The sequence below is a fragment of the Nitrospirota bacterium genome (assembly GCA_040752355.1).
GTDB lineage: Bacteria > Nitrospirota > Thermodesulfovibrionia > Thermodesulfovibrionales > Dissulfurispiraceae > JBFMCP01.
The window spans coordinates 93,492-114,138 of the sequence record JBFMHE010000011.1 but is presented as its reverse complement, the minus strand read 5'-3'; the positions used below and the strand labels follow the sequence as shown (position 1 = coordinate 114,138).

The window sequence follows — 20,647 nt, the reverse complement described above, 5'->3', positions numbered from 1 at the left end:
TGTCGAGCTCGGTCTCTGCCCCCTCGGTCGTCAGCTCTATCTCCTTGCCCAGCTCCTTCGAAAGATCCCGCACCAGACGCTTGAACTTCGTGAACGTGCTGCCGATCGGCAGCATCCGGATGTTCATGGTGTTATCCCGGAGCTCCTCGGTAAGCCGCTCCACCTCTTCTGCTATCGAAAGCAGCCGGGGATTCCCTTCCCCTGCCGCGGTCTGGCTGAGGCGCGCCTGGACCGTGACGAGCTCGCCGACGAGGTCTACCAGCTTGTCGAGCCTCTCCGAGGGGACTCGCACGCTCGCTATCGATTCGCTCGCCTCCCGCTCCTTGCGCACCTCCCTGATGTGCTGCTGCTCGACCAGCGCGGTCTGTATCCGCTCGGGCTCGACGGTCCCCGACTCGACGAGCAGCTCGCCGATCTTCTTCTGAGAGGCGAGTACCTTCGAGAGCTCCTCCTGCGTGATATCTCCCCGTTCGATGAGGATCTCTCCCAGCTTTTTGTAATCCAGGTCGGGGTGGATCCCGTCATCGATACGGTCGACTTCCACGTCGGCAGCATCCTCAATGAAGATGAAGACGTCCTTGATCGCGTTGATACCTCTATCGGTGGTCAGGATAATGTTCCATGAGGTATGGCAGAGCTCCGGGTCCATCTCGTCGAGGAGGGGGATGCCGCTGGTCTGGGCGACGACCGTGCATTTGCCCAGCCGGGAGAGCTCGCCGAGCAGCGTGAGGGGGTTGGTACCGGTCATGAAGATCGAAGGGATCGGCTTGAACCTGATCCGGTACGTTACCGGCGCAGCAGAAGACTCCGCAGCAGCGTCCGCGGGAGCGGCTGCGGGTGCTGTCCCCTGTCCGGGTTTCGGCGAGCCTCCCGGCAGCATTCCCTTGAAGGCGGCGACGATCTCCCCGGCACGAACCACGTCGACGACCGTGCTCTCGGAAGGACTGATCATCGCCCTGATCTGGTCGCGTGCGGCGAGCGTGAGATCGATGATCTCTTTGGTTACCGCCATCTTGCCGTTGCGGATCAGGTCGAAGGCGGTCTCGATCTCATGGGTGAAGGCCGCCACATCATCAAAGCCGAACATGGAGCCGGACCCCTTGATCGTGTGCATGGCCCGGAATACCCGGCCGACGAGTTCCGCATCCCCGGGAAATTCTTCGAGCTCCAGCAGCGCGGTCTCGAGCTCCGCCAGGAGCTCGTTCGCCTCCTCCCTGAAGGCTTCCCTGTGCCGGTCGGCGCTGCTGCTCATCCCAGCACCTTCCTTACCACCGCCAGCAGTTGGTCGGGCTGAAAGGGCTTGACGATCCAGCCCGTGGCGCCGGCGGCCTTTCCTTCCTGCTTCTTGCCATCCTGCGACTCGGTAGTCAGCATGATGACGGGCGTGAACTTATGGGCAGGGTTCCCCCTCAATTCACGGATGAGGCCGATGCCGTCGAGGTTGGGCATGTTGAGGTCGGTAATGACCATGTGTATGGAGGCCCCGTTGAGCTTCGAGAGAGCGTCCCTGCCGTCCACCGCTTCGATCACCTCGTAGCCGGCCTCTTTAAGCGTAAAGCTCACCATCTGCCGTATGCTCGCCGAATCATCCACGGTCATGATGCTCTTTCCCATCAGCCGTTACCTCCTAACCAGATACAGTTTCTGTAGGTATCAAAGGAACACCCGATATGCCGTCCATACCCTGCTGCGGCGACCGCCTGGCGGAATGCCTCGGGACGGCTGTTGGCTACCGTCAGCTGCTTGTTGAGCCGCGCCGAGGTGCGGTGGGCGGAGCAGAGCAGCTGGAGACAGGAGAGGTCGACCTCGCCCACCCCTTCGAGATCGAGCACCAGGTGGTCCACCTTTTCGAGCGAATTCATCAGCGCCGACTTGAGCGCCCCCGAGGTTATGACGGTAAGGTCTCCCGCGATCTTCAATACCCCGACTGCTCCCGACTGCTCCAGAGTGCATTCCATACGTACCCCCTCCTAGAAGAGCTCCACGTTGCTCCCGAGGTCTGCAGACGCCTTTTCCCTGCCCGCGCCGGAAATCCCGGAAGTCCCGTTGCCGTTATCGTTATGTGCTTTCAGCGTCGTCTCGTGGACCGCACGCTCGCTCTGCATGGTGTACCGGTGGGTCAATGCATCGACGCCTGAAGAGAGGGCCATCGTTCCGGGGAGAGCATTATCCCGGGTATGCATACTGATGGCGGCCTGCATCGCCTCGAGATCGCCGATCCCCCGCTGGAGGCTGCTCCTGACGAGCGAGTCGAACCGTATGCTCTGTATAATGCGCGTGATCTCCGCCTCGAGCTCTCTGGTCTTGTCCGATAACGCCCCGAGGGCCTCCCTCATCGCTGTATCCGCCTGCATGAGCTCCTTTGCGGTCTCCTGCGTCCTGCCGAGTATCGCATCGGTTGAAGCGAGCTTTTTATTGAACTCCTCGGAAAGGGACTGCTTGAACTCTTCCGCAGCGGCGAGGACGGCGGTTATGGTCTCCGCACCTTTCCCGATTTTCTCGTTGGCGCTGACGGCGAGCTTGCGGATCTCGTCCGCGAGGACCCCCAGCCCCCGTCCGGCCTCACCGGTGCGGGAGACCTTGATGATGGTATTGAGCGCCAGGAGATTGATGTTTTCGCTGATGGATTCTATATTCGCCACCTGGCGGGACATGACGCCGATATTTTCGCCCGCTGCGGATACGGCATTGACCATCTCGGTAATCATCTCCCTGCTCTCGGAAAGCAGCCGTGAAAGCGATTCGAGATTGCTTCCTATGTTCGTGATGCGGTCGCCTCCTGAAACGTCGCCGCTGAGGAGCGCCGTCACCTCCCCGGCTTGGGCCCGGGCGAGTGAGGCGATGGAGGCGAGGTGCTCGGATATCCCCCGCGCCGAAGCGTCGGTCTCGTTGATCACATGCCTGAGCTGGGAAATCTGGATGCGGAGCGCATCGGCGACCCAGGCGCCAAGCGCCGCCTGCTCGGCGCTGCTCAGGGCGCGGTACGCGGCGACCTTCGCCGCTGCTTCCTGGAGCACCTCGGCGACATGCTCGATCTGCTGACGGCAGATATCGTGGTATTGAAGGGCCGCGACCACGCTGCCCGTCTCAGGAGCAATACGGCCGACGCGCTCTTCGATCTGCCGGCATGCTCCTCTCGCCTGCGCCGCCATCGCATCCATCTCTTTGAGGACGTTCTGTATCTGCCCGCGGTTGGCTGCGAGCGCCTCTCCGAACGTAGCGAGCCCCGCCGTCATCCGGTCGCTGATAGCCGTCAGCCGCAGCTTCACCGCCTTGGCAATGGACGCGATCTCGGCATTGTGCGTCTCGATCTCCTGGGCGAGGGTATCGACGACAGAGGTCATGACGGTGAATTCGCTCTCGCCGACGCGGGCGGTCTCGATGCGCATGACTGTGCCGAGGATGGTAATGGAGCGGGAGAGCTTCCGGAGAAACTCCTGCAGGCCGACGATATCCTCGATTTTCGCATTCAACGCGCCCACTCCTGCAACGCCCCCGGCAATGGCCCGTGCGCAGGACTCGACCTCCGCATGGGCCTCTTCGAAGAGACGCTTGAAGGCCGCGGCATCGAAGCCGCTGCCGCCGTCGATCATCGAGACGATCGAGGTTGCGGCAGCGGAGCTCCGGGTACACCCCGAGGAAAAGGTCTGGAGGCTCATGCCGAGGGAGAGGAACTCGTCTTCCGTGCTCTTCGAGACGCTGCTCAAACCTTCCGCTGCCGCGGTCAGCCGGGATGGCCACTCCTGCAGCGCGCTGCCGAGGGCAGCGAGCGCCCGCTCCCGGCTCCCATCGACGGGGTCGGCTGCCGGGATGCCGGCTCCGCCCGGCGGCTCCTTTCTTTCTTTCCTCAAGAAATGCGCTAAAGTTATCATTATCACCTTATCTGTTATCGTCGCTTTTATTCATTTGATGAGCACTGCACCGATTGCGGCAGTAGAGGCGCCTTATTGAAGAGTGCAGGCTGCTAAAGGCATATGAGAAAACGCAAGAACAATGCCAACGGTCAGGATGCTGATTAACAATCAGAATTCAAACAGGAACAGCCCCGCCGTTCTGGAATGGATTCCATAGGTATGGAATTTTTTCCAGACACTATGCCCCGCCCCAGGCCATCAATCATTATTAGAGAGCTTTGCTCGTGAGCAGGACCGGTTACGAAGCCCTATAATTAAAAGAGGAAAACAGGCACGAAGGGAGGGAAGTTATGATACTCGTCGTTCACGGAGGCGCCGGAGACCGCGCACCGGGGCCGCGGGCGCTGAATATGCTCACCCGGGCGCTTACCGCCGGCTATCGGCTGCTCGAGCAGGGCGGAAGCGCCCTGGATGCGGTGGTGGAAGCGATCGTTCTCCTGGAGGATTCGGGCGTGTTCAATGCAGGAAGGGGCGGCAGGGTGCAGCTCGACGGAACGAGAAGACTGGATGCCGCTCTCATGGAAGGAAAGCAGTCAGGGGCAGGAGCGGTCATAGGGCTCGAAGGGATACGGAACCCCATCCGCGCCGCCCGCGTCGTAATGGAGCTCCCCAACATCGTCTTTACCCATATCGGTGCGCGGAGGATTGCCGAGGCTGAGGGGCTCGAGCTCCTGCCCGAGCCGGAGAGGGAGGACCTCGCCATGGCGGCTCGCGACAAGAAGAGACGGAAAGAGGCGGCGGCGCTCTTCGAGAAGTATTTCTCCACGGTCGGCGCCGTCGCCTGCGACCTGCAGGGGACCGTTGCCGCAGGCTCTTCCACCGGGGGGGTCGCTGCCATGCTTCCGGGGAGGGTCGGGGATACGCCGGTCATCGGAGCGGGAATCTATGCGGAGAACGGCGCCGGCGCGGTCGCCTGCACCGGTACCGGAGAGGCCATCCTCCGGCGCGCCCTTGCAAAGGAGCTCTGCATGGAGCTCCGGCAGATGACGGCGCGCAGGGCAGCCGCGCTCTCGCTCAAACGCCTCGGCGCCCTCGGCGGGAGCGCAGGCGTTATCGTGCTCGACCATAAGGGACGCCCCGAGCTGGCCCACACGACGGCGTATATGGCCTCGGGCTATATCAGCGAGCGGGGAATGAGGGTAGGGGAGGCGTTCAGGAGGATAGCGACCTGAAACGGCACGCCGTTTCAGGTCGTGAGTGCTGCCCTATTTCGCCCCCAGAAGAAAATCGCTGCCCCGGATGAGGCTGTTGGGCGCCTGGGTCTTTCCCCGGTAGTGCTTTATCAGCTCGGGCACCTTGGCGGTGAGATACGCCTCGAGCTCACGGACGGTGATCTTTCCGTCCGGCGTCGCCGTGCTGTCTGCCTCGCCCCCCAGTCCCTTCAGAAGAGCGTAGGTGAATACGCCGTGGCCGAGCTGCCTGAATTCGGTAGCGGGCTGCCAGGTGCCGGCTGCCGCGAGGACGGTTATCCCCTTGTCCTTTCCTTTGAGCTGGCCCGAAGTCTCCTCCGGCGCATGCTGCAGCGCGAAGCTCTCGAGCGCGCCGCCCGAGTGGCAGGTGTCGAGCACGATGAGCTGCTTCTGCGCCTTTATGGATGAGCTGAGCTCTCTCAGCAGCCGGGCGGGAAGTCCCCGCTCCTCCAGCATGCGGTTGTCGCCGTTGAGCTTGGTGACCTCGGTCAGCGCCATATAGAATTCAGGCGTCCTCTGCTCCTCGCGCTGGCTCATGACCCCGTGTCCTGCGTAGTAGAAGACGAAGACATCATCGGGCCGCACCTCGGCCGCTATCCGGGCGAAGGCGGCCTCGATATTCTGGCGCGTGGCCTGCGTATCGAAGATGGTCTGTTTGACGATCTGCTTGAAGACCTTCTGTCCGTGCTGCTCGACCGCCTGCACGAAGGCTTCCGCATCCGACCTGCCGTATTTGAGCCGCAGCTTCGCGTTCTTGTATTCATTGATACCGACTGCGAAGATGTACAGGCGCGCCTCGTCCGATACGGCGCCGTCGGTGATCCCCGCTATAGCATCGATCTCCCTGCCGGTCCTCACATCCCACCGTTTCATCACCGTCCCCTGTTCCCCTTCGGTGAAGAGGTAGCCTTCGGGGCTGAAGGCCACCGACGAGACCCTCCCGGCCATCCCGGAGCGGTCGGTGATCGTGCGCACCTCGCCGCCGGTCCTGAGATCCCAGAGTTTGATCGTATAGGCTCCCTTTTCCGCCGTTACCGGATCGGCGATCGATGCGGAAGCGAGCAGCGTCCCGTCGGGACTGAAGGCCGAGGAGGTGATCCAGCCGGGCATTCTGGAGAGAGTGCGGACCTCTCTTCCCGTACGCACCTCCCAGAGCTTAACGGAACGGTCGCCGCTGCCCGAGGCGAGGTGGGCGCCGTCAGGGCTGAAGGCGAGCGAGGTGATCCATCCGGTGTGGCCCGCCAGGGAGCGCAGCACCTTGCCCGAGGCGATGTCCCAGAGCTTAACGGAGAAGTCGCTGCTGCCGAAGGCGAGTACCGTGCCGTCGGGGTTTACGGCGGTCGCCTGCGCGCCGATGTAGTGGGGAGGGGCGCTGGGCGGTGACTTTTGTGCGAGCACGTCCTGACCCGAAGCGAAAAGGATCGCGACCGCTACGAGTGCTCTGCATAAACGCTTCATTATCGTTAGTCCTCCTTGTGCACGGGTTCGACAAACAAAAAGCCCGTTTCCGCGAGGGGGAAACAGGCTTCCGTCACTAGAGGACTAACGACGTGTACTGCTTCTTCGGCAACCCGGCTATCCCCTTCTTCTCATAGAACGGGATCCGTGGCTTTGTGTCCCCTGGTCACCCAGGGTTTACCCTTTCGGAAACATCAGAGCGTTTCTGCTGTCAAATAGCTTGCGTCGGGGAGCGCTCTCCGCGAAGGCGCGGAGCCGCCGGTCGAGAGGAGTAGAGAGGCATTGGTAATCACAGGAGAACAGCGCGAGGAGTACCACCGGAGACGAAACCGTAATCAACATCCACGACAGGTGTATTATAATGGGTAGAGCATCGCGTTTGCAACCTTCGCAGAGAGCGCCTGCAGAGAGAGCTCGTGACGAAACGCGGTGCGTACACGACCCGGCCCCCACTTGTCCGGCTGCCAGGAGGCGAGGAGGAATCACGGTGACCACGACGATAGTGAAACTGACCCCTGATACGGCGCAGGAGGCCGTGAGCGCCGCGCTCTCGGTGCTCGAGCGCGGCGGGGTCATCGCCTACCCTACCGAGACCTTTTACGCCCTGGGCGCCTTCTACGACCGCACGTCCGCCCTGGAGCGCATCATCGCCCTGAAGCACCGGCCGCACGAGAAGGCCATGCCGCTCATCATCGGCCGCCCCGACCACCTGCCGCTGCTCACCACCCGCATCAGCGCCGCCGCCGCCGCGTTGATGGCGTGCTTCTGGCCCGGGCCGCTCACCCTGCTCTTCCCCGCCCGGACGGACCTCCCCGGGCTCATCGTCTCCGGGGGGACCGTCGCCGCGCGCATGCCCGGCGAGTCCTTCGCCCTGCGCCTGGCTCAGGCGTCCCCCCTTCCCCTGACGGCGACGAGCGCGAACGTCTCGGGACAGCCCCCCGCGTCGAGCGCGGCGATGGTGCGGGCCGCGTTCGGTGACCGTCTCGATTTGATTGTTGACGGAAGTGAAACAAAAGGCGTGCTGCCGTCGACGATCGTGGATGCGTCGGGAACGGCGATCGCGATCGTCAGGGCGGGCGCGGTGCCTCCCGACGCCGTTCACGAGTGTCTCTCCCGTCCTGCTCGGTAATCCCGGAACAGATATTCACTAATCAGGAACGACCGTTCACTAATAGTGAATGTTCATAAGAAGGCAACTTTCGTTCTAAAAAGTAAATTATCTGTTGACAAAAATAAAATTATCGTTTATAGTTTACCCAAGGAACCGGATGATGCTGAAGAACCTCTTTTCCTCATCGATACGAGCCGACGTGCTGTCGCTGCTGCTGAACAGCCCGGATGAAAGGTTCTATGTACGGGAGATTGCAAAGCTCCTGCGGAAGAATCCCTCGGGGGTGAAGAGGGAGCTCGACCGCCTGGAAGAGATGGGGATCGTGGTCAGCGAGAAGATCGCGAACCTGAAATACTTCCAGGCCAACAGCGACTCGCCCCTTTTCTCGGAGCTGAAGAACCTGATCGCCAAATCGCTCGGCCTGCCCGGGGCACTCAAGAGCCTCCTGCGCGCGAACGACATAAAAACCGCGTTCATCTACGGGCCGTATGCCGAAGGTGAAGACCCTCCGCTTGTCGATCTGTTTGTGATAGGACCGTCCACACCGGCCCTCCTCATGGGGCTGCATGACATCGAGAAGAAGTTTTCGAAGAAGATAAACTGCACGGTGATCGAGGAGTCCGAGTACAAACTGAAGAAGAGGAAGGATTCGAACCTGAAGCGCATCCTTCAGGAGAAAAGGATTACGCTGCTGGGACGGGCGTAAGAGCACATCTTCCCGCGGACCAGAGGGAGTACGCAGGGGTTGCGGCGGGAGCGAAAGGAGGTGAAGGTCATGGCAACAGCAAAAAAGGCTCCGGCGAAGAAGACTGCAGCGAAGTCTTCCGCGAAGAAGACAGCGAAGAAGAAGTAAGGAACGCTGACGAAGACAGTAGCAGTATAAGGGAATACCCAAAATAGTAATGACCGCTCATTCATTACCATCGAGATTTTGGGTATTCCCCTTTTTTTTGTCGGTTAGCGTTAGCGGTAGGTGAGGGCCTGCGTGCCCACCAGATCGACATCCGAGACGATGCGGTAGCAGTCGACGGAGGCGAGGAGCTTCTTCAGGAACCTGAAGTTCGCCGTGTGCCCGGCCTTTTCGAGCAGCAGGTGCCCCTGGAGGGGGAGGCCGAGAATCGAGAGGTCTCCGACGGTGTCGAGGATCTTGTGCCTGACGAACTCGTCGGTAAACCTGAGGCCGCTCGCGTTCAGGATGCCCTCGTCGCCGATGACGACGGCGTTGTCGAGCGAGCCGCCTTTGGCGAGCCCGTTGGCCCGGAGCATCTCCACATCGCGCAGGAACCCGAAGGTCCGCGCCGGAGCGACCTCCTTGAGGAACGTCGTCTCGTCCAGGTCGAGGGTCAGCTCCTGCTGTCCCAGGAAGTGGTGGCCGAAGTGTATCGAAAAGGATATCCGCATGCCGTCATAAGGGAGGGCGACCACCCGGGCGTGAGCGTCTTCGTAAATCACCGGCCTGGTGATCTTCACGAAGGATATTCTCTTGCCCTGTTTCGCGATCCCCGCCTCGAGCATCATGCCGACGAGCTCCGTGGCGCTGCCGTCGAGTATCGGGATCTCGGGGCCGTCGACCTCGACGAGGAGGTTGTCGATGCCGAGCCCCGCAGCCGCCGCGAGGAGGTGCTCGACCGTCCTGATCCTGACGCCGTCGAACCCTATGGTGGTAGCGAACGCGGTATCGAGGACCGCGCCTACGTTCGCCCGAACGATAGCGCCTTTATCGACCCGGTAAAAGACGATCCCCGTATCGCGCGAAGCGGGCTTCAGCCTCACCGTCGCATGCCGTCCGGTATGGAGACCGATGCCGCTGAACTGGACCTCTTTCTTTAGAGTGCGTTGCAACCTCATGACAGCATCGCTAATGCAAAAAGAATACCACTTTAAAAGCTGCGATAAAACAATGACGTCTCCAGGGAGGGGTGTTGTTTAATTGCGAGGTTGTGTGATATTTGCTACACCCGAAGCGATAAGCCCGAAGAACGAATAGCTGAGTTTCGAGCAAAAGTGTCTTTGAAAACACGCCTGTCCTGCGGGGAGGCGCTCGTGGTTGGAGCTGAGCAGCTCACTCCCTGACTTCCCCTCCCACTACCATCTCCGGTATCCGCAAGGTCGGCATGGCGTCGGACACCGGGGCTCCCTGTGAATCCTTGCCGCAGGTGCCTATCGAGAAGCCCAGGTCCGAGGCGACCATATCGATGGACTGCAGCACTGCGGGGCCGCTCCCCGTCAGCGTCGCGCCGCGCACGGGTTCGAGGGCTGCGCCGTTCTCGATGAGATATCCCTCCTGTACGTCGAAGACGAAATCACCGGTCACGGTATTGACCTGGCCGCCCCCCATCTTCTTCACCAGGAGCCCGCGGGGGACCGACCTGATGACCTCCTCCGGCGACACGGCGCCGGAGGCGATATAGGTGTTGGTCATCCGGGGAATGGGCTTGTGCTCATAGGACTCCCTCCTGCCGTTTCCCGTGGATACCGTACCGTCGACCGCCGCCGTGGCGCGATCGTACATGAACTGCTTGAGCACCCCCTCCTTTACGAGGACATTCCTCTGCGCCGGCGTCCCTTCATCGTCGAAGCGGAAGGAGCCGCGCTTGTTGGGGAGGGTGGCGTCATCGAGTACGGTAATCACCGGCGACGCGACCCTCTGGCCGAGCTTCCCGGAATACACCGACAGCCCCCGCTGCGCCAGGTCCGCCTCGAGGCCGTGGCCTATAGCCTCGTGGATCATGGTCCCTCCTGCTTCGGAGGAGATGATGACCGGCATCCTTCCTCCCGGCGCCCTTCGCGCGGTGAGCATGAGCACCGCACGCCGCGCGGCTTTGACCGCCGCCTGTTCCAGGGCGTGCCCCTCGAACAGCTCATAGCCGATATGGCCGCCGAGCGGCTCGTACCCTGTCTGGATGCGCGCCCCGTCCGCAGCCACGACCTGCACGATGCCCATGGTATGCACCCGGTTGTCCTCGGCGACCGTGCCGTCGGAGGCGGCGATCGTGACGCTCTGTACCGAATCGCGGTAGAGGACGGTAACCTGCCTGATCCTCTGATCGACGGACCGCGCCGCTTCGTTTGCCGCGCTGACCAGGGCGACCTTGTCAGCGAGCGGAACGGCCTCCGGCGGCATCGCGATAGTGAAGGAGACCTCCGGGTAGCGCCGCTTCAGGTCGACGGCCGGCGCTCCCGAGGGGAGGGTAGCCGCCTTGCTGACGGTTTCGGCAACCGCGAGGAGGTTGCTCTCGGAGAAATCATTGCTGTAGGCGTACGCCGTTTTCCCCTCATGGATGAGCCGTATGCCGACGCCGGCGAGAGAGCCGCTCAAGACCCTCTCGATCCTGTTGTCTTCCATCTGTACGGCGGTCGTCAGGCGGCGCTCGACGAAGATATCTGCATACGCGCCGCCGTTCGACAGGGTCCGCTGCAGCAGACGCTGCAAGAGCTCATCATTCATCATGCGTTCCTCCCCGGCATATCCTTCTCACCCGGCGTTTCCTTCTCTCCCGGACTCGTCCGTACTGCGCAGGGGCAGTGTACGGACCCCCTCGCATCGCTTTTTTTAAATTATACCACCGGCCCCGAGTAGCTTATATCATACCAGATACACCAGGCCAGAATGCTCCGGCCCAAGTTGCACTTTCCTTTGTTTTCTAGTATCTTATTTATGTAACATCGTTTTTTTGCTCTGCACGACTGTCGTGTCGAGTCCAGCACGCTGCCGGAGTGGCGGAATTGGCAGACGCAAGGGACTTAAAATCCCTCGAAACCGAGTTTCGTACGAGTTCGAGTCTCGTCTCCGGCACCAGTCACGCTCACGAACAATGCAACAGTGAGGTGTCACAATGAAACGAACGATCAAAAAGGCTATCTTTCCCGCTGCGGGTCTGGGCACGCGGTTTTTGCCGGCGACGAAGGCGTCGCCGAAGGAGATGATGCCCATCGTCGACAAGCCGCTGATCCAGTATGCGGTAGAGGAGGCGATCTCCTGCGGCATCGAGGAGCTCATCGTCATTACCGGGAAGCACAAACGGGCGATCGAGGACCACTTCGATTCCGCCTTCGAGCTCGAGGAAAAGCTGCGCATAGCCGGGAAGAAGAAGATCCTCGAGGAGATCAACAAGCTGAACGAGATCAATTTCGCCTATATCCGCCAGAGGGTCGCCCTCGGGCTGGGCCACGCGATCCTCTGTGCGCAGCCCTTCGTCAAGGAGGAGCCCTTCGCGGTCATCCTGAGCGATGACGTCGTCGATCCCGACTATTTTCTCCTGCGGGAGATGATCAGGGTGTACGAGGAGCTGAAGTGCCCGGTCATCGCCCTGGAGGAGGTCCCGCGGGCGGAGGTCTCCCGCTATGGCGTTATCGACGGCGTTCTGGACGGCGATGTCTACCGGATCAAGAATCTCGTCGAAAAGCCGAAGGCCGAAGAGGCGCCTTCGAATCTTGCTATAATAGGAAGATATATACTGACGCCGGACATCTTCGATATTCTCGAGAAACAGAAGCCCGGGGCAGGGGGCGAGATCCAGCTGACCGACGCGCTCCGGGAGCTGTTGAACCGGCGGGTTATTTACGGGTATCTTATAAAAGGGAACCGCTACGATGCGGGCGACAAGCTGGGCTACCTGAAGGCAACGGTCGATTTCGCCTTGCGGAATGAAGAGTTCGCGGAAGACTTCCGTACCTTCCTCCTCGACCGGTTGAAGATCCGCACGATCAAGGACGTGGCGTAAGATGTTGTGAGGAACAGGGTGAAGGAACTGTTTTCGTACCGGGTGGAGACCACCGCCTGGCCGCTGATCGACTCCTACGAGACCGAGGACGACTTCGTCTTCGAGATCGATCTCCCGGGAATGAGCCTCGACGAGGTGTCGATCACGGTCGTCGGGGACCTGCTCGTCATCGAGGCGCTGCGGCGGTCGCTGAAGGATGCGTCGAGGGTCAATTATATATGCATGGAGCGGAATGTAAAAGGGTTCAGGCGTGTCGTCAGGATCCCGGTGCCGGTGAATACGGCGGCGGCCGAAGCGACGTATGCTCACGGCGTGGTGACCGTCACGTTTCCGAAGGTGAAGAGCAGGACCATTACCATCGCGATCCAGAGGCGATGAGCGGTTCCGGACACGAAGAATTCCTGATCAGGGGCAGGAGACGGCGCAGAGAGAGAGAGAGGGAGGGCTTACTACATGACAGAGATTGCCGATAAAGAAGGCGTAAAAGAAGAAGTGAAAGAGGTCGAGATTCCGGACTCCGTACCGGTGCTGCCGGTGAGGGATATCGTGATATTCCCCTATATGATTCTCCCCCTGTTCGTCGGACGGGATGTGTCCATACGGGCGATCGACCATGCCTTGAATACCAACAGGATGGTGCTGCTCCTGGCCCAGAAGGACCTGAATGTCGAGACGCCGAAGACCGAGGACCTTTACCACGTCGGCACGGTCTGCATGATCATGCGGATGCTGAAGCTCCCCGACGGACGGGTAAAGATCCTGGTGCAGGGATTGAGCAAGGCGCGGGTGACGAGGTTTTCGCAGGATGAGCCTTTCTTTGTTGCCGATATCGAGAAGGTGGTCGAGGAGAAGCCTGCCGAGCCGTCGCTCGAGACCGAGGCGCTGATCCGGAACGTGAAGGAGCAGATGGACAAGGTCGTCTCGCTCGGCAAGACGATCCTGCCCGACGTCATGGTGGTGATCGAGAATATAGAAGAGCCGGGCCGTCTGGCCGACCTCATCACCGCCAACCTCGGCCTGAAGACCGAGCAGGCCCAGGAGATACTCGAGATGACCGACCCCCTCGAGCGCCTGAGGCGGATCGGCGAGGTGCTGAGCCGCGAGGTGCAGCTGCTCACGATCCAGCAGAAGATCCAGACCGAAGCGCGGGGAGAGATCGACAAGACGCAGCGCGAGTACTTCCTCAGGGAGCAGCTGAAGGCGATACAGCGGGAGCTCGGGGACATCGACGAGCGCGGCGAAGAGGTCAGGGAGATGCGGAGGAAGATCGAGGAAGCGAAGATGCCCGAGAAGGTCCTCAAAGAGGCCGAGAAACAGCTGCGGCGCATCGAGAAGATGCATCCCGACAGCGCGGAGGCCGGCACTATCCGCACCTACCTCGAATGGCTGACCGAGCTCCCCTGGTCGAAGAGCACCAAGGATCAGCTCGACATCAAGAGGGCGGAAAAGATCCTCGACGAGGACCACTACGATCTCGAGAAGATCAAGGAGCGCATCCTCGAGTACCTCAGCGTGCGAAAGCTGAAGGAAAAGATGAAAGGGCCGATCCTCTGCTTCATAGGGCCTCCCGGCGTCGGCAAGACCTCGCTCGGCCGCTCGATCGCGCGCGCCCTCGGCAGGGAGTTCGTCCGGATGTCGCTCGGCGGCGTGCGCGACGAGGCGGAGATACGCGGACACCGGCGGACCTATGTCGGGGCGCTCCCCGGAAGGATCATCCAGGGCATACGCCAGGCCGGATCGAACAACCCCGTCTTCATGCTCGACGAGATCGACAAGCTCGGCATGGATTTCAGGGGCGACCCGTCTTCGGCGCTGCTCGAGGTGCTCGACCCGGAGCAGAACAACTCGTTCATGGACCACTACCTGGCGGTGCCTTTCGATCTTTCGAACGTCATGTTCATTACGACGGGAAACCTCGCCGACCCGATCCCCGGCCCCCTGAGGGACCGTATGGAGATTCTCTATCTGTCCGGGTATACGGAAGAGGAGAAGCTCCAGATCGCCAAGCGGTATCTCCTGCCGAAGCAGCTCGAGGAGCACGGCATTACGGCAAAGGTGCTGAAGGTCCAGGACTCCGCAGTCCGGCAGATCATCACGCACTATACCCGGGAGGCGGGCGTCAGGAACCTCGAGCGCGAGATCGCCAACCTCTGCAGGAAAGTGGCGAAGCAGATAGCCGAGGAGAAGGCGAAGAGCTTCGAGGTGACGGGAGACACTATCGACAAATTCCTCGGCGCCCCGCGCTTTCTCCCCGAAGAGGAGATGAAGACGAACGAGGTCGGCGTCGCGACCGGCCTCGCCTGGACCGAGGCGGGGGGCGACGTCATCTATGTCGAGGCGACGATGATGAAGGGCAAAGGGAGCCTCACCCTGACAGGACAGCTGGGGGATGTTATGAAGGAGTCCGCCCAGGCCGCGCTGAGCTACGTGCGCTCGAAGGGCGGCGACCTCGGCATAAGCGAGGACCTCTTCTCGAAGGTCGACCTGCATATCCATGTCCCTGCCGGCGCCATCCCCAAGGACGGCCCCTCCGCGGGAATCACCATGGCTACGGCGATCGCCTCCGCCCTGACCGGCAAGCCGGTGCGGAAGGATGTGGCGATGACCGGCGAGGTGACCCTCCGCGGCAGGGTGCTCCCCATCGGCGGGCTCAAGGAGAAGACGCTCGCCGCCAAGCGGATGAAGGTCACCACCGTGATCGCGCCGCGGCGGAACAAGAAGGATCTGGACGAGCTGCCCAAGTATGTCAAGGAAGGCATGAACTTCATCCTGGTCGATACGATGGACGAGGTGCTGAGGAAGGCGATCCCGGGCATCGGGAAGCAGGCAGAGAGAGAACGGAAACCCGCAACCGCCACGGCTTCCGCGGGCGCTGCTAAGAAGGCATCGAGCCGTACGCGCGCGAAGAGCGGCGCCGGACGGAATGACTCGGGCAGTGCGAAAGGGCCAAAGGGCAGCCATGCAACTCCGGCAGGTAGGAGAGCTCGCTCTTCTCAGAGAACTCCAAAAAAAGTTTAGCCGCGCATCGCACCAGGACCGCAGCGTCATCGTCGGCATCGGCGATGACGCTGCGGTCATCGCTCCCGGAAGAGAAGACCTCATGATCACCACCGATATGATGACCGAGGGCGTCCACTTCGACCTCGGGTATTGTGCGCCCTTTCACCTCGGCTTCAAGCTGGTGTCGGTGAACGTCAGCGATATCATGGCAATGGGGGGAGCGCCGCGGTATCTCTTCCTGAACATCGCCGTAAAGGAAGATGCCGACGAGGCGTTTTTCTGGGAGCTCTACGAGGGCATTGCCGAGGCGATGACGTTGTACGGTGTGGCGCTGCTGGGAGGCGATCTTTCGGCGACCCTGCACGATATGGCGCTCTCCGCGACCGTGATCGGCAGCGGGGAGAGGCCGGTCACGAGGGCGGGCGCTTCCCCGGGAGATAAAATCTATGTCACCGCAGCGACGGGTGACGCGGCCTGCGGTCTCGCCCTGCTCACGAGGCTCGCCCCTGAATCGAGGGCCCTTGTCAAGGGATGGCGGTTCAGGGAGCGGGAGGGGCTCCCCGCTCTTTCGCTGCAGCAGAACGACCGGCAGGTGACGCTTCCGGGCGAGCGCATTGCGCCGCTGCTCAGACGGCATCTCATGCCGGTGGCGAGGGACGCGCGGCCTTTCCGCGGGCTGGTGACCGCGATGCTCGATGTGAGCGACGGCCTGTTCATCGACCTCGGCAGGCTCTGTGACGCCAGCGGGGTCGGCGCCAGGGTTTACCGCGACCGGATACCGGTCTCGGATGCAGTACGGTATGCCGCGGGGCTCCTCGGGCTCGACCCGTTCGCCTGCGCGACGGCCGGCGGCGAAGATTACGAGCTGCTGTTTACCGCGTCGCCGGAAGCGGCGGATGAGGCGATCGATGCGATCTGCATCGGTGAGATTACCGGGAACGAGAGAACGCTCGTCGATGCCGGCGGAAGGGCATCCGAGCTGAAGATAGAGGGGTATCAGCATTTTGCCGATTCGTGAGAAGCTCAGTTCCATTGTCAAGGTAAAGGATTCACCGAGAAAGGTCGCCCTCTCGTTTGCAGCCGGCGTCTTTATCGGCATGTCGCCCGTCCTGGGGCTGCATACCGTGCTCGGGATCATTGCGGCGTGGATTTTCAGGCTGAACAAGTTCGTCACCATCGTCGGCGTCTACATCACCAACCCCTGGACGATCATCCCCATCTACACGTTTTCGACCTGGGTAGGGGCGCAGATGCTCGGCATAGAGAGGATACTCCCGAAGGTCGATTGGAACCAGGTGAGCGTTTCCGCGCTCCTCGGAGAGATGAGGCCGCTCCTCTGGCCCTTTATCCTCGGCACCACCCTGGTGGGCCTGCTGTCCGCTGCCGCGAGCTACGTGATCGTCTACCGGGCGGTGCGGAGGGAGCGGCATGATTAAGGTGCATATAACGACGCTCGGCTGCCCCAAAAACCAGGCGGACTCCGACCACCTGGCGCGCGCCTTTCTCGATGAAGGGCTCGTTCCGGTCCAGGAGAGCGGCGATGCCGATATCCTGCTCGTGAACACCTGCGGGTTCATCAGGGATGCGAAAGAGGAGTCGATCGAAGAGATCCTCCGGCTCTCGCAGGAAAAGAAGGGACAGCAGGGCGAAGAGAGAAAGCTCCTCGTCTTCGGCTGCCTCAGCCAGCGGTACCGCGAGGAGCTCCTGAAGGAGATCCCCGAAATCGACGGGCTCTGGGGCGTGGGCGAGGAGCGGAAGATCGTCGACTACTGCAGGAGAGCGGACCTGCAGAAGCGGAGCAGCGCTGAAGAGAAGATCAGGGCGGAAGCCCGGAAGGGCAGGAGCACGGAAGCCGGGAGACGCAGAGGAGGCCATAGCGACCTCCCTGCACCGTCGCTCCCGGGCTCCCGCGCTTCGTACGCCTATCTGAAGATCGCCGAGGGGTGCGACAAACGGTGCACGTTCTGCGTCATTCCCTCGATCAGGGGCAGATTCAGGAGCATTCCCCGGGAGACGATTCTGGAAGAGGCGCGGGAGTATGTGGCGCGGGGAGTGCGCGAGCTGATCCTCGTGGCCCAGGATATCACCAGTTACGGCAAGGAATACGGAAACTATGGCCTGGCAGCGCTGCTGCGGGACCTGGCCGCCATCGAGGGGGACTTTTACCTCCGCCTGCTCTATCTCTACCCGACGGCAATCACCGATGAGCTTATCGATATCGTTGCCGGTGAGGATAAGATCCGGAAGTACCTCGACATCCCGCTCCAGCACTCGGAGGACAGGCTCCTCAGGCTCATGGGAAGAAGGGGGACCCGGAAAGAGTACACCAAGCTGATACGGACCCTGCGGCGCAGGGTCCCCGAGGTCGCCCTGAGGACCACCTTCATCGTCGGCTTCCCTTCCGAGACCGAGGACGAGTTCAACCGTCTTATCGATTTCATAGAGGAGATACGCTTCGACCGGCTCGGCGTCTTTCCCTTTTCGCAAGAGGAGGGGACCCCGTCGGCAACCCTCAAGGGGCAGCTCCCCGGGAAGACGAAGCAGCGGCGGGTCGACGAGATCATGCAGCGGCAGGCGCTGATCTCGCTCGAGAAGAACAAGGAGCTCGTCGGCAGGCGGTACCCGGCGATCGTCGACGAGATCGACGGGCCGGTCATCATCGCCCGGCTCTATTCCCATGCCCCCGAGATCGACGGCGTGGTGATTATAGAGACCGCAGACGCCCAAGCGCCCGGACTGACGGTCGGGGAGGTGGCGCCGGTCGAGATCACCGGCGCCTTCGACTATGACCTGAAAGCAACGATCGTTGACGAAAAAGCACCATCACGGAAGCGCATACCGCCGAAAGGGCAGTTGAGGATCATCACCCCGCAATGAAGAAAAAGCTCCCCTGGCTCCATCTGGTGCTGTTTGCGCTGACCTTCCTGACCACGCTCGCTGCCGGGGCGCTCCAGCAGGGGATCAATATCATCAGCGAACCGGGCCGCCTTGTCGAGGGGCTTCCTTTTGCGGGGACGCTGATGTCCATCCTGCTCTGCCACGAGCTCTCGCATTATATCGCCTCGAAGCGGCATCATACCCGGGCGACGCTCCCGTACTTCATCCCCGCGCCTTCGATAATCGGCACCTTCGGCGCGTTCATAAAAATGAAATCGCCTATCATCACGAGAAAGGCGCTCATCGACATCGGCGCGTCGGGCCCGATCGCGGGCTTCGTGGTCTCGGTGGCTGCCTGCATCGCGGGGCTCAGCATGTCAAACGTGGTGCCCGTGGCAGGAGCCGAGGGCGCGTTGACCCTGGGAGATTCGCTCCTCTTCTCTTTCCTTGCGGAGCTCGTCCTCGGCGCGGCGCCTGCTCACCACGATATCCTCCTCCATCCGGTCGCTTTCGCCGGATGGATAGGACTCTTCGTGACCTCTCTCAATCTCATCCCGATCGGTCAGCTCGACGGCGGCCATATCGCCTATGCGATCCTGGGAGACCGGCACCGGTATCTCTCGATAGTGCTGGTAGCCCTCCTGGCAGTGCTCGGCATTTCAGCTCTTCTGGGCGCTTCCGGATGGGAGGGGTGGCTCGTCTGGGCGGTGCTGATGCTGGTCCTCGGCATCAAGCATCCCCCGGTGCTTTACTGGGAGGCGCCTCTCGATCCGAAGCGGCAGGCGATCGGCTTTCTCTCCCTTATCATATTCATTATCACCTTTATCCCCTCGCCGTTCATGCTATCGCTGTGAAATACACCACCCTCACCAGCACCTCGAATCCCCTCATAAAAGGGACGCTGAAACTCAAGAGCAGTCCCGACCGGAGCACCGGCTTTCTCATCGAAGGCCCGCACCTCGTGGAGGCGGCACTCGCTGCCGGAGTGGCGTTCAAAAGAGTCTTTTTTACCGCGGAGTTTATCTCTAAAAAAGAGGGTAAGCGCCTCCTGCATCTCCTGGAGCGGAAGGCTTCACTTCTCGTGGAGCTCTCCGGAGCGGTGTTCTCCCGGCTCTCGGATACCGAGACGCCCCAGGGCATCATAGCCGTCGTCTCGTGGCCGGCGATCGGTCTCGAGGGGCTGCAGTTCAAAGCAGCGCCCTTCCTGGCCGTCTGCGACGGCATCCAGGACCCGGGAAACCTGGGGACCATCATCCGGAGCGCCGATGCCGCAGGGGCCGATGCGGTGGTCGTCATGCCCGGCACCTGCAACGCCTTCAGCCCCAAGGCAGTGAGGGCCACGGCAGGGAGCATCTTCACTATTCCCGTCGTGCATGCCGCGCCCGATGAGCTGAGGGACTTCCTCTCCGAACGGGATATTCACCTGTGGGGGACCGATAGTCGTGCCGAACGGTCTATATACGAGGCGGATCTGAGCCGCCCGGTCGCCATCGCCCTCGGCAACGAGGCGCATGGGCTGAGCGGGCCGCTGCGAAGGATCGCTGCCGGATTCATGAGCATCCCTCTTGCGGGTCGGGCTGAAAGCCTTAACGTCGCCATGGCAGCGACCGTAGCATTTTACGAGACGCTGCGGCAGCGGAGATTCAGCGGAAGGTAGAGGATAGATGCTCTTTCTTGTCATTGCGAGCATAGCGCGGCAATCTCTCCTTTCCAAATCTCCAGATTCACGTAAACCAGTCTGACCACTCTTCTATGACTCTCTTCCATGACACCTATCCGGACGAGACCGGCCGATTGACTTGACAAGGCACACGATATGCAGTAGGTTTCAAGAAGGAATCATTCCTGTTATGAAAGACCAGAGAACGCCGCGGGATCCACGGAATAGTGAAGAAAGGCTGATCACGACTCTGCGTGATAAGGGATACAAGCTTACCCCTCAAAGGCGTGAGATCATCAAGCTTCTTGCGCGTGATGTGTCGCATCCGGGGGCGAGGGATATTTTAAGGAAAGTCAGAAAGGCCGTTCCGCGGATAAGCATGTCAACGGTCTATTACACCCTCGACATGTTGAAAAGGGAAGGCCTGATACAAGAGCTCGAATACTATAACACGGACAACCGTTATGATAGTAACGTAGCGGACCATATCAACCTTGTCTGCACACAATGCGGTAAGATAACCGACTTTATGGGTGACTTGCCTTCATTGTCGAAGACTGTCGAAAAGAAGACCGGCTTTAAGCCTGCACGTATGCGATTTGAATATTACGGCATCTGCAGGGATTGCGCAGACGTTACGGGCCGTTAATTTTTTTGTTCATTCTTAGGAATGATTCCTGATTGGATTCATCGAAAAATGGATTGGCCCGCGG

The 20,647-nt window shown here is 61.1% G+C and carries 19 protein-coding genes, 1 tRNA gene and 1 riboswitch; of the genes, 13 read left to right on the top strand and 7 right to left on the bottom strand.

Translation table 11 applies throughout. The annotated features are described in order from the left end of the window. The 4 genes from AB1805_09815 to AB1805_09800 all read right to left on the bottom strand — a co-directional run. On the bottom strand, positions 1-1,252 hold a 1,252-nt coding region (locus tag AB1805_09815; GenBank protein ID MEW5745715.1), incomplete at its 3' end, for an Hpt domain-containing protein. After that, on the bottom strand, positions 1,249-1,614 hold the full coding sequence (locus AB1805_09810) for a response regulator (protein ID MEW5745714.1): 366 nt from the start codon (positions 1,612-1,614) through the stop codon (positions 1,249-1,251). The genes AB1805_09810 and AB1805_09815, both read right to left, overlap by 4 nt. After that, positions 1,614-1,958, bottom strand: coding sequence for an STAS domain-containing protein (locus AB1805_09805; protein ID MEW5745713.1), 345 nt, complete (start codon positions 1,956-1,958; stop codon positions 1,614-1,616). Before AB1805_09805 ends, AB1805_09810 begins: the two co-directional genes overlap by 1 nt. A 12-nt stretch (positions 1,959-1,970) precedes the next feature. After that, positions 1,971-3,872 (bottom strand): methyl-accepting chemotaxis protein, encoded by a 1,902-nt coding sequence (locus tag AB1805_09800; protein ID MEW5745712.1) that lies wholly within the window; start codon positions 3,870-3,872, stop codon positions 1,971-1,973. 332 nt (positions 3,873-4,204) lie between these two features. Between AB1805_09800 and AB1805_09795 the strand changes: the two genes are divergently transcribed. Continuing rightward, complete coding sequence (locus AB1805_09795) at positions 4,205-5,086, top strand: isoaspartyl peptidase/L-asparaginase (GenBank protein MEW5745711.1); 882 nt, start codon at positions 4,205-4,207, stop codon at positions 5,084-5,086. Between the two features lie 33 nt (positions 5,087-5,119). Here AB1805_09795 and AB1805_09790 read toward each other — a convergent pair whose 3' ends face one another. Next, positions 5,120-6,562 carry a caspase family protein gene (locus AB1805_09790; protein ID MEW5745710.1) on the bottom strand — a complete coding sequence of 481 codons (1,443 nt, stop codon included), beginning with the start codon at positions 6,560-6,562 and terminating at the stop codon, positions 5,120-5,122. A 104-nt stretch (positions 6,563-6,666) separates the two neighbouring features. Further along, positions 6,667-6,754, bottom strand: a riboswitch (cyclic di-GMP riboswitch). 295 nt (positions 6,755-7,049) lie between these two features. On the opposite strand from AB1805_09790, the gene AB1805_09785 reads away from it, so the two are divergent. After that, complete coding sequence (locus tag AB1805_09785; protein MEW5745709.1) at positions 7,050-7,691, top strand: L-threonylcarbamoyladenylate synthase; 642 nt, start codon at positions 7,050-7,052, stop codon at positions 7,689-7,691. A gap of 139 nt (positions 7,692-7,830) precedes the next feature. Continuing rightward, a complete protein-coding gene (locus AB1805_09780) occupies positions 7,831-8,379 on the top strand; it encodes a winged helix-turn-helix domain-containing protein (GenBank protein ID MEW5745708.1) in 549 nt (182 codons plus the stop codon). 257 nt (positions 8,380-8,636) lie between these two features. Here AB1805_09780 and lpxC read toward each other — a convergent pair whose 3' ends face one another. Next, the gene (gene lpxC / locus AB1805_09775) at positions 8,637-9,521 is read right to left on the bottom strand and encodes a UDP-3-O-acyl-N-acetylglucosamine deacetylase (protein ID MEW5745707.1); all 885 of its coding nucleotides are present in this window, start codon (positions 9,519-9,521) and stop codon (positions 8,637-8,639) included. Positions 9,522-9,735: 214 nt separating this feature from the next. Further along, positions 9,736-11,124: a TldD/PmbA family protein gene (locus AB1805_09770; protein MEW5745706.1), complete on the bottom strand. Its 1,389-nt coding sequence runs from the start codon at positions 11,122-11,124 to the stop codon at positions 9,736-9,738. Positions 11,125-11,384: 260 nt separating this feature from the next. Here AB1805_09770 and AB1805_09765 point away from each other — a divergent pair. From AB1805_09765 to AB1805_09720, 10 genes are all read left to right on the top strand, one after another. After that, positions 11,385-11,472, top strand: a tRNA-Leu gene (locus tag AB1805_09765). 37 nt (positions 11,473-11,509) lie between these two features. Beyond that, positions 11,510-12,397 carry a UTP--glucose-1-phosphate uridylyltransferase GalU gene (gene galU / locus AB1805_09760; GenBank protein MEW5745705.1) on the top strand — a complete coding sequence of 296 codons (888 nt, stop codon included), beginning with the start codon at positions 11,510-11,512 and terminating at the stop codon, positions 12,395-12,397. An 18-nt stretch (positions 12,398-12,415) separates the two neighbouring features. After that, positions 12,416-12,775 carry an Hsp20/alpha crystallin family protein gene (locus AB1805_09755; GenBank protein ID MEW5745704.1) on the top strand — a complete coding sequence of 120 codons (360 nt, stop codon included), beginning with the start codon at positions 12,416-12,418 and terminating at the stop codon, positions 12,773-12,775. Positions 12,776-12,850: 75 nt separating this feature from the next. Next, complete coding sequence (lon, locus tag AB1805_09750) at positions 12,851-15,415, top strand: endopeptidase La (GenBank protein MEW5745703.1); 2,565 nt, start codon at positions 12,851-12,853, stop codon at positions 15,413-15,415. Beyond that, complete coding sequence (gene thiL / locus AB1805_09745) at positions 15,357-16,415, top strand: thiamine-phosphate kinase (GenBank protein ID MEW5745702.1); 1,059 nt, start codon at positions 15,357-15,359, stop codon at positions 16,413-16,415. The genes lon and thiL overlap by 59 nt, the downstream gene beginning before the upstream one ends. Further along, positions 16,402-16,833: a DUF2062 domain-containing protein gene (locus AB1805_09740; GenBank protein ID MEW5745701.1), complete on the top strand. Its 432-nt coding sequence runs from the start codon at positions 16,402-16,404 to the stop codon at positions 16,831-16,833. Before thiL ends, AB1805_09740 begins: the two co-directional genes overlap by 14 nt. Further along, positions 16,826-18,274: a 30S ribosomal protein S12 methylthiotransferase RimO gene (gene rimO, locus AB1805_09735; GenBank protein MEW5745700.1), complete on the top strand. Its 1,449-nt coding sequence runs from the start codon at positions 16,826-16,828 to the stop codon at positions 18,272-18,274. Before AB1805_09740 ends, rimO begins: the two co-directional genes overlap by 8 nt. Further along, on the top strand, positions 18,271-19,128 hold the full coding sequence (locus AB1805_09730) for a site-2 protease family protein (protein ID MEW5745699.1): 858 nt from the start codon (positions 18,271-18,273) through the stop codon (positions 19,126-19,128). Before rimO ends, AB1805_09730 begins: the two co-directional genes overlap by 4 nt. Then, a complete protein-coding gene (locus AB1805_09725) occupies positions 19,125-19,931 on the top strand; it encodes an RNA methyltransferase (GenBank protein MEW5745698.1) in 807 nt (268 codons plus the stop codon). Before AB1805_09730 ends, AB1805_09725 begins: the two co-directional genes overlap by 4 nt. 193 nt (positions 19,932-20,124) lie before the next feature. After that, entirely contained in the window at positions 20,125-20,583 is a 459-nt protein-coding gene (locus tag AB1805_09720) for a Fur family transcriptional regulator (protein MEW5745697.1), read from the top strand. Positions 20,584-20,647 lie beyond the last annotated feature (64 nt).

Bases quoted from the DNA above. Each gene is read 5' to 3' on its own strand.
- AB1805_09810 (MEW5745714.1), bottom strand. From the start codon at position 1,614: ATGGGAAAGAGCATCATGACCGTGGATGATTCGGCGAGCATACGGCAG.
- AB1805_09805 (MEW5745713.1), bottom strand. From the start codon at position 1,958: ATGGAATGCACTCTGGAGCAGTCGGGAGCAGTCGGGGTATTGAAGATC.
- AB1805_09800 (MEW5745712.1), bottom strand. From the start codon at position 3,872: ATGATAACTTTAGCGCATTTCTTGAGGAAAGAAAGAAAGGAGCCGCCG.
- AB1805_09795 (MEW5745711.1), top strand. From the start codon at position 4,205: ATGATACTCGTCGTTCACGGAGGCGCCGGAGACCGCGCACCGGGGCCG.
- AB1805_09790 (MEW5745710.1), bottom strand. From the start codon at position 6,562: ATGAAGCGTTTATGCAGAGCACTCGTAGCGGTCGCGATCCTTTTCGCT.
- AB1805_09780 (MEW5745708.1), top strand. From the start codon at position 7,831: ATGATGCTGAAGAACCTCTTTTCCTCATCGATACGAGCCGACGTGCTG.
- lpxC (MEW5745707.1), bottom strand. From the start codon at position 9,521: ATGAGGTTGCAACGCACTCTAAAGAAAGAGGTCCAGTTCAGCGGCATC.
- AB1805_09770 (MEW5745706.1), bottom strand. From the start codon at position 11,124: ATGATGAATGATGAGCTCTTGCAGCGTCTGCTGCAGCGGACCCTGTCG.
- galU (MEW5745705.1), top strand. From the start codon at position 11,510: ATGAAACGAACGATCAAAAAGGCTATCTTTCCCGCTGCGGGTCTGGGC.
- lon (MEW5745703.1), top strand. From the start codon at position 12,851: ATGACAGAGATTGCCGATAAAGAAGGCGTAAAAGAAGAAGTGAAAGAG.
- thiL (MEW5745702.1), top strand. From the start codon at position 15,357: ATGCAACTCCGGCAGGTAGGAGAGCTCGCTCTTCTCAGAGAACTCCAA.
- rimO (MEW5745700.1), top strand. From the start codon at position 16,826: ATGATTAAGGTGCATATAACGACGCTCGGCTGCCCCAAAAACCAGGCG.
- AB1805_09730 (MEW5745699.1), top strand. From the start codon at position 18,271: ATGAAGAAAAAGCTCCCCTGGCTCCATCTGGTGCTGTTTGCGCTGACC.
- AB1805_09720 (MEW5745697.1), top strand. From the start codon at position 20,125: ATGAAAGACCAGAGAACGCCGCGGGATCCACGGAATAGTGAAGAAAGG.